This window comes from Bradyrhizobium sp. OAE829 (genome assembly GCF_040546575.1).
In the GTDB taxonomy this organism is placed as follows: Bacteria; Pseudomonadota; Alphaproteobacteria; order Rhizobiales; family Xanthobacteraceae; genus Bradyrhizobium.
Map to the genome: position 1 here is coordinate 7,630,249 of NZ_JBEPOE010000001.1, position 14,061 is coordinate 7,644,309.

A 14,061-nucleotide genomic window follows, 5' to 3' on the forward strand; every position below is an offset into this window, starting at 1 on the left:
ATAAAATATCGTACACGTATGTACGAAGACAAAAAAGCGAGGAAACGAGATGGCGGGACTTTACTTCGAGCAGTTTTCGGTCGGGCAAACTTTCGTTCACGAGATCAGGCGAACGGTCACCGACATGGACAACATCCTGTTTTCGTCGCTGACCTATAATCCGGCGGCCGTGCACATCGATCACGAGTACGCCAAATCGACCGAATTCGGCAAACCGCTGATGAATTCGATCTTCACGCTGGGCCTGGTCATCGGTCTCTCGGTGCAGGACACCACGCTGGGCACGACGGTCGGAAATCTCGGGATGGAAGACACGAAATTTCCGCGCCCGGTCTTTGCCGGTGATACGATCAGGGCGGAAACGAAGATCCTGGCGGTGCGCGAGAGCAAGTCCCGCCCGACCCAGGGTATCGTGACCTTCGAGCATCGCGGCTTCAATCAGCACAATGAGGAAGTCGCCTATTGCCGTCGCACCGGCCTGATGATGAGGCGTCCCGCATGAGATTGCGCTCCCTTCTGTTTGTGCCTGGCGACAGCGAGCACAAGTTTGCAAAGGCATCGGGCATCGGCGCCGACGCGCTGATTCTCGATCTCGAGGACGCCGTGGCGCCGCCGCGCAAGGCTTTGGCGCGCGAGATGGTCAAGAACCTGCTCAATGGTCCGCCGCGCGACTGGGCGTTCCTGGTGCGCATCAATCCGCTCGGCAGCGGCCTGACGCTTGGCGACCTCGCGGCGGTTGTTCGCCCGGGCCTCGACGGCATCCTGATCCCCAAGGTCAACGGCATGCAGGATATCGAACTGATTTCGAATTATGTCGACGTGCTGGAGGTCGCCACCGGCGTTACGCCGGGACACGTCAAGCTGTTGGTGGTCGCGACCGAGACACCGGCCGCCATGATCGGCTTTGCAGGTTATGCAACGCCAAACCGGCGCCTGGTCGCCATGACGTGGGGCGCCGAGGATCTGGGCGCGGCGCTCGGCGCGCTCTCCAATAAGGAAGCCGACGGAAGCTGGACGTTTCCCTATCAGGTGGCGCGGGCGCAGTGCCTGTTTGCCGCGGGTGCTGCGGGTGCCATGGCGCTCGATACGCTGTATGGGGATTTCAGGGATGAGAAGGGATTGGCGGAAAGCTGCCGTATCGCGCGCCGCGACGGCTTTGTCGGAAAGATCGCCATTCACCCCGCTCAGGTCGCGACGATCAATGAATGCTTCACGCCGTCGGAGTCCGACCTGGCGCATGCGCGCCGCGTGGTGGCGGCCTTTGCCGCGCAGCCTGATGCGGGAACGCTCGGCATCGACGGCAAGATGTATGACATGCCGCATCTGATCGCGGCCAAGCGCGCGCTCGCCTCTGCCGGGGAGGACGTCACTTGAGTGCATTGGCCAACGAGTTCGAGCCGGGAGACGATCAGGCAGCCATTCGCGAAGGTGTGCGCTCAATCGTCACGCGCTTCGGCGATGATTACTGGCTGGCGCGCGACGACGACGGCAAGTTCCCGTTCGAATTTCATCGCGCGATGGCCGACGCGGGCTGGCTCGGCATCACCATGCCGGAAGAATATGGCGGCTCCGGCCTCGGAGTGACCGAAGCCGCGATCATGATGCACGAGGTCGCCAGCCATGGCGGTGGAATGTCCGCGACCTCGGCGGTGCACATCAATCTGTTCGGACCGCATCCGATCGTCGTCAAGGCCACGTCGGAGCAAAAGGCGCGCTGGGTGCCGCGGCTGGTTGCCGGCGAAGATCAATGCTGCTTCGGCTTTACTGAGCCGGATGCCGGGCTGAACACGACCCGGATCAAGACTTTTGCGCAGAAGGTCCCCGGCGGCTATCTCGTGCATGGCCAGAAGGTCTGGACATCGACCGCGCAGGTCGCCAACAAGATCATGCTGCTGACGCGGACGACGAAGTATGAGGACTGCAAGCGTCCGACCGACGGCATCACGATCTTCTACACCGATCTCGACCGGTCCAAGATCGACGTTCACCGCATTCCCAAGATGGGCCGCAAATCGGTGGATTCCAATGCCATCTTCATCGACGGCCTGTTCATTCCGGAAGCCGACCGGATCGGCGAGGAGGGCAAAGGCTTTTCATACATCCTGCACAGCCTCAATCCCGAACGCATCCTGATTGCGGTCGAAGCGATCGGGATCGGCCAGGACGCGCTGCGCCGGGCGGCAAAATACGCAAGGGAGCGCGTGGTGTTCGACCGGCCGATCGGCCAGAACCAGGGCATCCAGCATCCGCTGGCGGAGAACTGGATGTATCTGGAGTCAGCCTGGCAGATGGCGATGCGCGCCGCCTGGCTCTACGATCACGACAAACCCTGCGGCGCCGAAGCCAACGCCGCCAAATTTCTCGGCGCCCGTGCCGGCCACGATGCGGCGTGGCAGGCGATCATGACCCATGGCGGCTTTGGCTACGCCAAGGAATATCATGTCGAGCGGCTGTTCCGTGAAGTCTCGATCACGCGGCTGGCGCCGATCACGGAGCAACTGATCCTCAGCTTTATCGCCGAGAAAGTGCTGGAGCTGCCGAAGAGCTATTGAAGAATCTGACGCCCTGCTTGGGTGGAATCACGACCACCGATCCCTCGGCCTCATGGTCCGAGACGCGCGGCTAGCCGCGCTCCTCACCATGAGGGTTCAACGCCTCATCCCGCCGCTGTCAGACCTCATCCTGAGGAGCCGCGAAGCGGCGTCTCGAAGGATGCAGGCCCCGAACTGACCTTACAGATTCCGCGAAATCAGCTCACGCATGATTTCCGAGGTGCCGCCGTAAATCCGCAGCACCCGTGCATCCGCGTAGAGGCGGCAAATTTCATACTCGCGCATAAAGCCGTAGCCGCCGAAGAACTGCAGGCATTGGTCGACGAGCCGGCCATGCATTTCAGTGATCCAGAGTTTTGCCGTCGATGCCGCGTAGGTCGTCAGTTCGTGATTGATGTGGTCATGGAGGCACTGGTCGGCATAGGCCCAGCCCACGGCAAGATCGGATTTCAGGTCGGCCAGCTTGAACCTGGTGTTCTGGAAGCTGCCGATCGGCGATCCAAAGGCGTTGCGCTGCTGCACGTAGTCCTTGGCAAGGTCGAAGGCCTTCTGGGCGGCGGCGATCGAATGCAGCGCGATGGTCAAACGTTCCTGCGGCAACTCGCTCATCAGCGCGCCCATCGCGCCGCCTTCGGCTCCCAGCAAATTGGTCACGGGGACGCGCACGTTGTCGAAGAACAGTTCTGATGTATCGGAGGAGAGGTGTCCGAGCTTTTCGAGGTTGCGGCCGTGGCGGAAGCCCGGACGGTCGGTTTCAACCAGAACCAGACTCATTCCTCGTGAGCCGCCTTCCTGGTTGGTCCTGACAACGACGATGACGAGGTCGCACATCTGCCCGTTGGAGATGAAGGTCTTCTGGCCCGAGATGACGAACTCATCGCCATCGCGTAAGGCGCGGGTGCGGATGCCTTGCAAATCGCTGCCGGTACCGGGCTCGGTCATCGCGATGGCGCAGACGGTCTCGCCGGTCACCATGCGCGGCAACCATTTCTTCTTTTGCTCCGCCGTGCCGTAACTGAGCAAATAGCCGCAGCAGACATCATTGTGTACGGAGAAGTCGGTAGCCGGGCCGGCGAAACCGGAATAGCTCAATTCCTCGATCACGACGGCATTGTGCCGGAAGTCGCCGCCGGCGCCTCCGAACTCTTCGGGGACCTGCGGGCAGAGCAGGCCGGCCGCGCCGCCGGCGCCCCACAGCGATCTGTCGATGATCCCGGCTTCTTCCCATCGTGCGAAATCGGGCGCGATCTTTGCCGCCGCGAAGCGCCGTACCGTTTCCCTGAACTGTTGATGTTCTTCGTCGTAAACCCTGCGATGGGGCAGCATTGAGGCCTCCCGTTGATTGCTTTTGGCGATCCGGCCGCTACATCATTCCGATCGATGAAGCGCGTCAGAACGCGACCTTGTCGCCGCCCTTGAGCTCCAGAATCTCGCGCGCCTCGTCGGCCGTCGCGACGTCCAGCCCCAGCCCTTCGATGATCTTTCGAACCTGCGTTACCTGGTCGGCGTTTGACGCCGCAAGTTGGCCGGCGCCGATCCAGAGGCTGTCTTCGAGGCCGACCCGCACATTGCCGCCGATGGCCGCTGCAATCGCCGCGACCGGCATTTGCGCGCGCCCGGCGCCCAGCACCGACCAGCGATAATTGTCGCCGAACAGACGATCGGCGGTGCGCTTCATGTGCATCACGTCTTCCTGATGCGCGCCGATGCCGCCCAACAGGCCGAACACGGTCTGGATGAACAGCGGCGCTTTCACCAGACCCTCGGTCCAGAAGTAATGCAGATTGTAGAGATGACTGGTGTCGTAGCACTCGAACTCATAGCGCGCGCCGGTCGAGTTGAGCGTTTCCAGCGCGTAACGGATATCCTTGAAGGAATTGCGGAACACGAGATCGTGGGAGCCTTCCAGCATCGTGGGCTCCCAGTCATGCTTGAACTGCTTGTATCGCTTGAGCATCGGGAATAGCCCAAAGTTCATCGAGCCCATGTTCAGGCTGGCGACCTCCGGCTTCCAGACCGCCGCGGGCTTGATTCGTTCCTCGACGGTCATATAGGGCGAGCCGCCGGTCGTGAGATTCACGACGACGTCGGATCGTTGCTTGATGATTCGAAGAAACGGCTCAAAGGCTTCCGGCGACTGGTCCGGCCGACCGTCTGTTGGATTGCGGGCGTGAAGGTGCACGATCGCGGCGCCTGCCTCGGCCGCGCCGAGGGCTGATTCCGCGATCTCCGCCGCCGTCACCGGAAGGTGAGGCGACATCGAGGGCGTATGGATCGAGCCCGTGATCGCGCAGGAAATGATGACCTTACGTGCCGGCACGGTGTTTTTCCTCTTGCGATACGCGCTCAGCCGATGCCCGAGGAGGGCATCAGCCAAGGCGAAGGAAGCGACGCGTTCATTGCCAAAATGGCTCAAGTGAACTTGTGGAAGTCCGGCGTCCGCTTCTCGTTGAAGGCGGCGACGCCTTCCTTCGATTCCGCGGTATCGTAGAACATCTTCACGGCATGAAGGGCGAGGTTGCTGATACCGCGAATGTTGTCGCTGTCCGCGTTGAAGGAGCGCTTTGCGAGCGCAATCGCGGTCGGTGAGCGCTGCGCGAGCTTGTCGGTCCAGTCCTTGACGGCGGCATCGAGTTCGGCGGCCGGAACCACCTTGTTGACCAGGCCCATTTCACGCGCCTGTTCGGCGGTGTAGCGGTCGTTGATGAACCAGATTTCGCGGGCCTTCTTGTCGCCGACGTGGCGCGCGAGCAGGGCGGTGCCCCAGCCGGCGTCGACGGAGCCGACCTTCGGTCCGACTTGCCCGAATTGCGCGGTATCGGCGGCGATCGTCAGGTCGCACAGCGTCGCCAGCACGTTGCCGCCGCCGATCGCAAAACCGTTGACGCGCGCGATGACGGGTTTGGGTACGTCGCGGATCAGGCCCTGCAGCTCGTCGATGGGCAGGCCAACGACGCCGCGGCCGTCATATTGTCCTTCATGGGCGGACTGGTCGCCGCCGGTGCAGAAGGCCCTGTCGCCGGCGCCGGTCAGCACGATGCTGGAAACGTTGCGGTCGTTGGCGGCGATCTGGAACGCCTGAATCAGTTCTTCGAGGGTCTGGCCGCGAAAGGCGTTATAGACCTTGGGCCGGTTGATGATGATCCAGGCGGCACGATCGCGCACTTCGTAGATCACGTCGGTGAATTTGCTGGGGTCGAACATCGTATTGTCCTCACATCTGCTAGATCATGTTCATGCCGCCGGAGACCGAGATGGCCTGTCCGGTGATGAATTTGCCGTCGTCCGACGCCAGCAGGGCAATGATGCCGGCATAGTCCTCGGGCTCGCCCATGCGCTTCAAGGGAATGCCGCGAACCATGGCGTCCTTCCACTTGACCGCCTGTTCGCCTTCGCCCAGCACCGCCGCCATCATCGGTGTGTTGGTCGGACCCGGACATACCGCGTTCAGCAGCACGTTCTTGCGGGCGAGTTCGCGGGCGATCGATTTGGTGAAGGAGATCAGCCCGCCCTTGCAGGCTGAGTAAACCGCCTCGTCGCTGGTGCCGACGCGGGCCGCGTCGGACGCGATATTGATGATACGGCCGCCGCCATGTTCGACCATCAGCGGCGCAATGGCGTGGTGGGTGTTGAGGGGACCATACAGATTGATGCGGATGATCTTGTCCCAGAGATCCTTGTCGGTCTTCAGGAACGGCATCGGCCGGTCCCAGCCGGCGTTGTTGACAAGAACCCAGATCGGGCCAAGTTCGGCCTCGACCTGCGCGACCGCGCGATCGACCGAGGCGCGGTCGCCGACATCGACCGTGTAGGTCGTGATCGCCGATTTCGGCGCCAGTTTCGCGGTCTCATGTCCGACATCGGGATTGATGTCGAAAATCGCGACCTTGCAGCCTTCTTCCGCGAGCCGAAGGGTGATGGCGCGGCCGATGCCCTGGCCGCCGCCGGTAACGATCGCTACCTTGCCTGATAAGCCTTTCAAATCTCACTCCCTTGGTTTGCGACGCTTTGGTCGTCTGTTCTGTCTCGGCGGACCCCATGGCGTCCGCCGGCCGTGTGCCGTTAATGGCGATCAACCGCTCTTGGCGAGCGCGAAACCACATTGCGCGAACATCTGGCGGGCGATGATGGTTTTCATGATCTCGATCGATCCGCCCGCAATCTTGACGATCCGGGCGTCGACATAGGCGCGCGCGATCGGATACTCCGTCATATAACCCCAGCCGCCGAATAATTGCAGGCATTCATCGACCGCCTCGCAGTGAAGTTCGGAGGTGAACATCTTGGCCATCGCGGCGTCCACCGGATCGAGCTTTCCTTCCATGAAGAGCGAGATGCATCGATCGGTAAAGACGCGAGCGACCGTCGCCTTCGTCTTGAGATCGGCGAGCTTGAACTGGGTATTCTGGAAGTTGGCGAGCTTTTGCCCGAACACGCTGCGGTCCGACGTATATTCAACGGTCCAGTCCAGCACGGTTTCGGTGACGGTGGCGGAGCGGATCGCCTGGGCGAGCCGCTCCTGCGACAGCTTCGTCATCATCAGGGCAAAGCCCTTGCCTTCCTGTCCCAGCATGTTGGTCGCTGGAATGCGGATGTTCTCGAAGAACAGTTCGGAGGTATCCTGGGCCTTCATCCCGATTTTTTCGAGGTTTCGTCCGCGCTGAAAGCCGGGCCGGTTGCTCTCGACGATGAACAGCGTCACGCCCTTGGCGCCGGCGCTGCCGTCGGTCTTGGTCGCCAGCACGACGAAGTCGCAGAGCTGGCCATTCGAGATGAAAACCTTCTGGCCGTTGATAACGAAATCGTCGCCATCGCGCACGGCGCGGGTCCGGATCGCCTTGAGGTCGCTGCCCGCATGCGGTTCCGTCATGCCGAGCGAGCCGATCGCTTCGCCCGACACCATCTTCGGCAGCCATTGCCGCTTTTGTGCTTCGGTGCCGAATGAAAGCAGATAGGTCGCCACGAGATCGGTGTGGATCAGAAACCCCGGGCCGCTCGCGCCGGAGCGCCATAATTCCTCGAACACGACCACGTCGAACAGATAGTCGAGGCCCATGCCGCCATATTCTTCCGGAACGGTACAGCAAAGCAGCCCCTCGGCGCCGGCCTTGAGCCACAGTTCCCGTGGCACGATGCCGTCCTTTTCCCACTGGGCATGAAACGGCACGATCTCGCGATCGACGAAGCGCCGGACCGATTCCCGGAAAATATGATGTTCCTCGCGGAAAATGGTGCGCTCGATCATCGACATCCGTCCACATCAATTTAGTTAGGTAGTGTACTATATGTTCGAGGATGGTAAAAGGCAAGCTGGCGCCGCGGCCTTTTTGCATCAGGGGTCGACGACGTCAGCGTCAGGACTTTCGCGTGCGTTCCCGGCAGATCAGCGTTGCAAACGCTGTAGAGTTTTCGCGGCGGCAGGACCATCCGTTTAAACTAGTACACAGATATACGATATGCTATAGGGCCAAAAATGTCGGCGGAGAAGAAGCCCATGGACGAACTGGGAAAGTTGCAACAATTCCGGGCCGAACGCAGCGAAAACAATGTCCTGCATCTTGTTTTCGACATGCCCGGCCGTCCGATGAATGTATTCTCCAACGCCGCGATCGCCGAACTCGCCATTTTCAGCCGGTGGCTCCGCGACAGCGACGTCAAGGGCGTGGTGATCCGCTCAGGAAAGCCATCGGCATTCTGTGCCGGCGCCGATCTCGCCGAACTGGGATTGGCCTACGACATGATCATGGCCGCGCCGGCCGAGACGCGCGATCGCGTGGCGTTCGATCATTTCTTCCGTCTCAGTCAGGCGCTGCGTGGAATCGAAGTCGCGGGCAAGCCGGTCGCGGCGGCGATCGCGGGCCTGGCGCTCGGCGGCGGCGGCGAACTGGCGCTGGCGACCCACCACCGGGTCATGGTCGACGATCCCAAGGTCGCGTTTGGCTTGCCAGAGTCGTTGGTCGGGCTGTTGCCGGGGGGCGGGGGAACCCAACGGCTGCCCCGTCTGACTGGAATCGAAAAGGCATTTCCGATCCTGTTGGAAGGTGCGCGGCTGTCCGGGCAGGCCGCTGTCGCCGCCGGCGTGGTCGATGAGTTGGTTCCTGCCGGTGAAGAGGTGGCGGCAGCGGAACGATGGGTGCTGTCGCATCCGTCGGCGTCGCAGCCTTGGGACCGCGCTGGATGGCGGCCGGTGGATGTCGATGATGTGGCTACGATCGTCGCGCGAAAGCGGGAAAGCGTTCTGGCCGAGAGCCTCGGACATTACCCGGCGCCACTCGCTATTCTCGATTGCGTTGCGCAAGGACTGCCGCAACCCTTTGATGCGGCGATCCGCACCGAGATGCAGATATTCTCAAAGCTCATCCAGCGGCGCGAGCCGCGCAACATGATCAGGACGCTGTTTCTAGGCCGGCTCGATCATGACCGTCTTCGCAAGGCGGGAGGCATTCCGGCGCCCGTCGAACAGGCCGTGGCAGCGGTATTCGAAGCGCTGCAGGCCGGAGTAGATGTAACGCTTGCAAACGCGTTCGCCCGCGCCGGCTTTCACGGGCCAGGAAAGGCGCCGGCCTTCGATGGCGTCATTGCGCAGTCAACGTTCTGGCTGGAGTCGGAGCCTGTCACCGACGGCAAACGCGCGCTCGGCGAGCGGCTGACGCGGGCATATGCCGTGGCAGACCAATGGCGGACCGCCTTCTCCGAGGATCAGCGCCGCGCGGCGGACTATCTGCTGGTTACGAAATACGGCTTTCCAGCCTACATGGCCGGTGCCTTCTCGTCCGCCCAGCCGGGCGCCTGACGGATGCCGGCGTCGAAACTTCACCTACCGCTACCGCGGCTCGCGCAACTCAATTGAGAGAACGACAGTGTCAAAACCCCTGACCGGCATCCGCGTCCTCGACCTGTCGAAGGTCCTGGCAGGTCCGCTGTGTGCGCAATATCTCGGTGATCTCGGCGCCGACATCATCAAGGTGGAGACCGTCGGGCAGGGGGATGAGACGCGCGGCTGGCCGCCGTTTCCGGCGCCGGGCCTTGGCACCGTCTTTCTCAGCGCCAACCGGAACAAGCGCAGCATCGCCGTCGACATGAAATCGGAGAAGGGGCGCGAGATCGTCCATGCGCTGGCCAAATCCGCCGACGTCGCCATCGAAAGCTTTGGAACAGGAGTGGCCGAACGGCTGGGCATCGATGCACCGACGCTGAGAACCCTGAACGACCGTCTGATCCATTGCAGCATCTCCGGGTTTGGCCGCGCGGGGCCGCTGAAAAACTCGCCCGGCTATGATGTGATCCTGCAGGCATTTTGCGGGGTCATGTCGATGACCGGCGACGAGGACGGCGGCTATATCCGCAGTCCGATCTCGCCGATCGACCAGATGACCGGCGTGCACGCCTTCAGCGGCATTCTGGCGCTACTGTATGCGCGGGAAAAAACCGGGAAGGGCGGCGAGATTCAGGTCTCGCTGTTCGAAACCGCACTCGGCTTGCTCGGTTACAATCTCCAGACCTTCTGGGAGCGCGGCGTTCAGCCGCCGAAATGCGGCTCGAGCCATGAATCGCTTTGTCCCTATCAGGCCTTCGAGGCGGCCGACGGCCCGATCATGATCGGCGTCGCGAACGACAATCTCTGGCGTAAATTTTGTGCGGTGACGCGACTGAACGCGATCGTCGACGATGCGAAATTCAGAACAAATGCGGATCGCGTGGCTCACCGCAAGGAAACCCTCGGCCATGTCCAGGCCGCGCTGCGGCAACATTCCGTCGCGCACTGGAACGAGGTGCTGACCGGTGTCGGCGTGCCCTGCGCGCCGATCAATTCGATCGCGCAGTTGCTCGACCATCCGCATACCAAAGCGAGCGGCATCATTGTCGATTACGAGCACCAGACCGCGGGCAGGCTGAAGGGTGTCGGTCACCCGGTTCTGATCAACGGCGCGGAACGTCGCGCAGGCCGGCCGCCGCCGGTGCTGGGGCAGCACACCGACGATGTGCTGGGTGAAATAGGTCTGTCATCCGAAACAATCGGCGAATTGCGTCGGGAACGTGTGATCGGTTGAGGTTTACGCCGCTTAAGGGGATCTTGAGAAGATGGGACAATCAACAGATACGGCCCTGGCCGCGCTGAAAATCAGTGGACGTGTCGCTTACGAGCGCCTGGCGCGGCCAATGGCGCGCCGGTTCGACGATGTGCCCTGCACACCTTACGCTGTTACGCCTGAATGGCTGACGGCGGTCCTCTGCGGCAAGGTCCCGGGGGCCATCGTCACAGACGTTGAAGTCAAGCCTGCGAGTGCGGGCACCCACGAGCGGCATCAGTTGAGAGTGTCCTACAACGAAGAAGGTCGCCGCGCCGGCCTGCCGGTCTCGATCTTCACCAAGTCGCTGCCGAGCATCGTCACCCGCATGATCGGCGGCTTCAATGGCACGGCGCGCGTGGAGGGCAGCTTCTTCACGCAGATCCGCCCCCAGCTCGAGATCGAAGCCCCGCTGTGCTATCATTCCGCCTATGATCGGCGAACGTTTGCAGCAATCCATCTGCTGGAAGATCTGGTCGCGACCAAGTCAGCGACGTTCTGCAATCACAAGACATACGTCACCCGCGCCATGGCCGAGGACATGATCGATCTCCTGGCGTCGTTGCACGGCCGCTTCTACGGCGATCCGACGCTGGCCGAACGCTACCGCTGGCTCGCCAGCTATCCCCGATGGTTCACCATTGGGGCTGCAAAAATGGGCACCGAGTATTACACAAGGAAAGCGTTTGACGCCGCCACTCACGTCATTCCAGCTGCGGTCATGGCGCGCCGCGACGATGTCTGGCCGGCAACGATGCGCGCACTTGCGCTGCATGACAGCGAGCCGCAGGGCCTCATTCACTCCGACGTGCACATCGGCAACTGGTACCGGACAGGCTCGGGCCAAATGGGGTTGTGCGACTGGCAATGCCTCTCGCGCGGCCATTGGTCACGCGACTTCGCCTACGCCGTGACGGCGTCGCTGACGCCGGACGATCGCCGAAGCTGGGAGCGCGAACTGCTGGCCCGCTACATCGAGCGGTTCGCGGAGAAGACCGGCGTCAAGCCGGACTTCGACCTCAGCTTCCTGCGCTATCGGCAGCAGATCGTGCACGCGCTCGCGATGTGGACGATCACGCTATGCCACTCGCCGCTGTTGCCGAACATGCAGCCCGAGGCCACGACGCTCACGATGATCGAGCGGATGACGACGGCGATGGCCGACCTGGATGCGCTCGATAGTTGATCTTCGTTGGCTTGCAGCTGTGCGCGCCGAAATCCGTCGCATCGTTGCGCTTGTGTACTAATTAGTCAGCAAACTCCCGGCGCGACGGCGTACGTGTGGCAGAGCAGCGCAGGTCGGCCAGCGTTTTGCGTTTGCGGGACATATAAGTATATGATAAACACGTGTACTAAATAACGGGCGCAGACCGGCTCCGCCGGCACGGCGGGAAAAGAAGCAGTTCGGCATCGCCCGCGATCGGATCGTTGGCGCACGCTTAACGTGGCGGGGAGGGTCCATTGCGGAAGCGGGTGCGCAAATTGGCGGCGTATCGGACGGACGCGTTTCGTCCGCGGACGCATGACGAGAGGGCGCCGGCGTGATCGCGTTGCTGATCGCCAATTCGCTGGCACTTGCCTCGCTGCTGATCATGCTCGCCAGCGGCCTCGCGTTGATCTACGGGCTGCGCGACGTCATCAATTTCGGCCACGGCGCGATTTACATGCTCGGCGCCTATCTCGGCTACACGGTTTCACTGGTCGGTGGATTCTGGCTGGCATTGATCGTGGTGCCGATCCTGCTTGCGCTGCTCGGAGTAGCCTTTGAGTATCTGGCGCTGCGGCCCCTGCAAGGCAGGTCGCATATCGAGGTCGCGCTGGTTACGCTCGGCCTCGGCATCATCCTCGGGCAGATCATCATCTTCTTCTATGGCGGCGTTGCGCGCAGCGTCGATGCCCCGCAGATCCTGTCGGGTTCAGTGACGGTCCTGAACCTGTCCTATCCGGTCTATCGCATCTTCCTGATCATCATGGGGCTGGGGTCGTGCGCGCTGCTTGCGCTGTGGCTCAGATACACATCCTCGGGACTCTATGTCCGCGCCGTGAGTCAGGATCCTTCCGTCGCGCGCATGATGGGCATCAATGCCGACCGGCTTAGCCTGCTGGTGACCAGTCTCAGCACCGCGTTCGCCGGTGTCGCCGGTGTGCTGGCAGGTCCCTATCTGTCGATTGACCCGGGAATGGACGTCACGATGATCGTCAACTGCCTCATCATCGTGGTGATCGGCGGCACCGGAAGCATCGGCGGCGCGATCGTCGCAGCATTGCTGTTCGGGTTCATGCAGGTCGCCGGATCGGTTTTCCTGCCGAACATCGCCGCGCTGGTTCCCTACATCTTGCTGATGATCGTGTTGTTGGTCGCTCCCCGCGGCATCGGGCGCGGCAGGGTGCTCAATTGAGTAACCGGACAACGACCGCGGCAAGCGAGCGTGTTGCCCCGCTAGGCGCGATGGGCGGATCGTCCTTGCGCGTGCCGCTGACCCTTGTCGCGGTTGCGATTGTGTTCGTGGTCGGCGCGGTGGTGCCAACCCGCTTCGCCGGCGATTTCGTGCTGCGGCTTGGCAATGAAGGCTTGCTGCTCGGCATGCTCGCTCTCAGCGTCGCGTTCCTGATGAACCAGGCCGGACTGGTGGCGCTGGGGGCGGCCAGCATCTATGGCGGCTCCGGCCTGCTGTTCGCCATCGCCATGAACGATTGGAACCTGACCCCGATGGTGGCGCTGTGCGTCGCCTTTCTCATCATTGTAGTCTACGCCACCGTTCTCGGCGCGCTGATCGTGCGTACCAACCCGCTCGCTTTCATGATGCTGACGCTTGCCGCCGGTGAGATGATCAGCCACGCGGTCATGCTGGAAGCATTGCGCGACTATACCGGAGGCGCCGACGGCCTCGTCGTCAGCTTCAAGGGTACGGTATTCGGCATGGAGGCCGCGGACTTTGCCAGCCCGGCGCGGTTCTGGGTGGTGATGTGGGTCGCGGCATGGCTTTCCGGTTTGGCGCTGTGGGCCGTCGGCCGCTCCCGCCTCGGCGCGATCCTGCGCGCGGTGCGTGAGAACGAGGAACGCATGCGGTTCTCGGGATTCGACACCTATCTGCCGCGCCTGATCGCCTACGTCCTCGTCAACATCGTCGCCGCCGTAGCCGGCCTGCTGCACGTGCTCAACGCCGGCTTCGTCTCGCCTGAGAGTCTCGGGATTTCGGTCAGCACCAATTCGCTGGTCGCGGCCCTGATGGGCGGCATTGCCGGCTCCGTGGGACCGCTGCTGGGCGGCGTGATCTTCTCCTTTGCGCAGGATGAATTCGGCGCGCGCGGGCTCACGCAGCTTCTGACCGGCATCGCCATCGTCGTGTTCATCGTGATCTTCCCGCGCGGTGTCGTCGGCGGATTGTCGAGCATGGCATGGCTGCGGAAGCTCGGCGGCAGGCGGGAGGCTTCCTGAC

At 62.3% G+C, this 14,061-nt stretch carries 13 protein-coding genes; 8 read left to right on the forward strand and 5 right to left on the reverse strand.

All coding sequences use genetic code 11. The features are described 5' to 3' along the window. Positions 1-49: 49 nt before the first annotated feature. Genes ABIE49_RS36165 through ABIE49_RS36175 form a run of 3 tightly spaced genes read left to right on the forward strand, consistent with a single transcriptional unit; the run spans position 50 to position 2,552 of the window. Positions 50-502, forward strand: coding sequence for a MaoC family dehydratase (locus tag ABIE49_RS36165; RefSeq protein WP_192734589.1), 453 nt, complete (start codon positions 50-52; stop codon positions 500-502). After that, a complete protein-coding gene (locus ABIE49_RS36170) occupies positions 499-1,374 on the forward strand; it encodes an HpcH/HpaI aldolase/citrate lyase family protein (protein ID WP_192734590.1) in 876 nt (291 codons plus the stop codon). Before ABIE49_RS36165 ends, ABIE49_RS36170 begins: the two co-directional genes overlap by 4 nt. After that, on the forward strand, positions 1,371-2,552 hold the full coding sequence (locus ABIE49_RS36175; protein ID WP_354067152.1) for an acyl-CoA dehydrogenase family protein: 1,182 nt from the start codon (positions 1,371-1,373) through the stop codon (positions 2,550-2,552). Before ABIE49_RS36170 ends, ABIE49_RS36175 begins: the two co-directional genes overlap by 4 nt. 180 nt (positions 2,553-2,732) lie before the next feature. On the opposite strand, the gene ABIE49_RS36180 is transcribed toward ABIE49_RS36175, so the two are convergent. From ABIE49_RS36180 to ABIE49_RS36200, 5 genes are all read right to left on the reverse strand, one after another. Next, positions 2,733-3,878, reverse strand: a complete 1,146-nt coding sequence (locus ABIE49_RS36180) for an acyl-CoA dehydrogenase family protein (RefSeq protein ID WP_192734591.1) — start codon at positions 3,876-3,878, stop codon at positions 2,733-2,735. Positions 3,879-3,942: 64 nt separating this feature from the next. Continuing rightward, positions 3,943-4,872 carry a 3,5-dioxohexanoate:acetyl-CoA acetone transferase gene (gene kce, locus ABIE49_RS36185; protein WP_192734592.1) on the reverse strand — a complete coding sequence of 310 codons (930 nt, stop codon included), beginning with the start codon at positions 4,870-4,872 and terminating at the stop codon, positions 3,943-3,945. Positions 4,873-4,964: 92 nt separating this feature from the next. After that, positions 4,965-5,756, reverse strand: coding sequence for an enoyl-CoA hydratase-related protein (locus tag ABIE49_RS36190; RefSeq protein WP_192734593.1), 792 nt, complete (start codon positions 5,754-5,756; stop codon positions 4,965-4,967). A 19-nt stretch (positions 5,757-5,775) separates the two neighbouring features. Further along, positions 5,776-6,534 carry a glucose 1-dehydrogenase gene (locus tag ABIE49_RS36195; protein WP_192734594.1) on the reverse strand — a complete coding sequence of 253 codons (759 nt, stop codon included), beginning with the start codon at positions 6,532-6,534 and terminating at the stop codon, positions 5,776-5,778. A 90-nt stretch (positions 6,535-6,624) separates the two neighbouring features. After that, a complete protein-coding gene (locus tag ABIE49_RS36200; RefSeq protein ID WP_192734595.1) occupies positions 6,625-7,797 on the reverse strand; it encodes an acyl-CoA dehydrogenase family protein in 1,173 nt (390 codons plus the stop codon). Between the two features lie 249 nt (positions 7,798-8,046). Here ABIE49_RS36200 and ABIE49_RS36205 point away from each other — a divergent pair, with 249 nt between their 5' ends. The 5 genes from ABIE49_RS36205 (at position 8,047) to ABIE49_RS36225 (ending at position 14,060) form a co-directional block, all read left to right on the forward strand. Further along, positions 8,047-9,345, forward strand: a complete 1,299-nt coding sequence (locus tag ABIE49_RS36205; RefSeq protein ID WP_210337142.1) for an enoyl-CoA hydratase-related protein — start codon at positions 8,047-8,049, stop codon at positions 9,343-9,345. Positions 9,346-9,412: 67 nt separating this feature from the next. After that, a complete protein-coding gene (locus tag ABIE49_RS36210) occupies positions 9,413-10,603 on the forward strand; it encodes a CaiB/BaiF CoA transferase family protein (RefSeq protein ID WP_210337143.1) in 1,191 nt (396 codons plus the stop codon). Positions 10,604-10,634: 31 nt separating this feature from the next. After that, positions 10,635-11,807 carry a phosphotransferase family protein gene (locus ABIE49_RS36215; RefSeq protein WP_192734597.1) on the forward strand — a complete coding sequence of 391 codons (1,173 nt, stop codon included), beginning with the start codon at positions 10,635-10,637 and terminating at the stop codon, positions 11,805-11,807. A 355-nt stretch (positions 11,808-12,162) separates the two neighbouring features. Further along, positions 12,163-13,020 carry a branched-chain amino acid ABC transporter permease gene (locus tag ABIE49_RS36220; RefSeq protein ID WP_192734598.1) on the forward strand — a complete coding sequence of 286 codons (858 nt, stop codon included), beginning with the start codon at positions 12,163-12,165 and terminating at the stop codon, positions 13,018-13,020. Continuing rightward, the gene (locus ABIE49_RS36225) at positions 13,017-14,060 is read left to right on the forward strand and encodes a branched-chain amino acid ABC transporter permease (protein WP_192734599.1); all 1,044 of its coding nucleotides are present in this window, start codon (positions 13,017-13,019) and stop codon (positions 14,058-14,060) included. The genes ABIE49_RS36220 and ABIE49_RS36225 overlap by 4 nt, the downstream gene beginning before the upstream one ends. Position 14,061: the final 1 nt, after the last annotated feature.

Bases quoted from the DNA above. Each gene is read 5' to 3' on its own strand.
- ABIE49_RS36165 (WP_192734589.1), top strand. From the start codon at position 50: ATGGCGGGACTTTACTTCGAGCAGTTTTCGGTCGGGCAAACTTTCGTT.
- ABIE49_RS36170 (WP_192734590.1), top strand. From the start codon at position 499: ATGAGATTGCGCTCCCTTCTGTTTGTGCCTGGCGACAGCGAGCACAAG.
- ABIE49_RS36180 (WP_192734591.1), bottom strand. From the start codon at position 3,878: ATGCTGCCCCATCGCAGGGTTTACGACGAAGAACATCAACAGTTCAGG.
- ABIE49_RS36190 (WP_192734593.1), bottom strand. From the start codon at position 5,756: ATGTTCGACCCCAGCAAATTCACCGACGTGATCTACGAAGTGCGCGAT.
- ABIE49_RS36200 (WP_192734595.1), bottom strand. From the start codon at position 7,797: ATGATCGAGCGCACCATTTTCCGCGAGGAACATCATATTTTCCGGGAA.
- ABIE49_RS36205 (WP_210337142.1), top strand. From the start codon at position 8,047: ATGGACGAACTGGGAAAGTTGCAACAATTCCGGGCCGAACGCAGCGAA.
- ABIE49_RS36215 (WP_192734597.1), top strand. From the start codon at position 10,635: ATGGGACAATCAACAGATACGGCCCTGGCCGCGCTGAAAATCAGTGGA.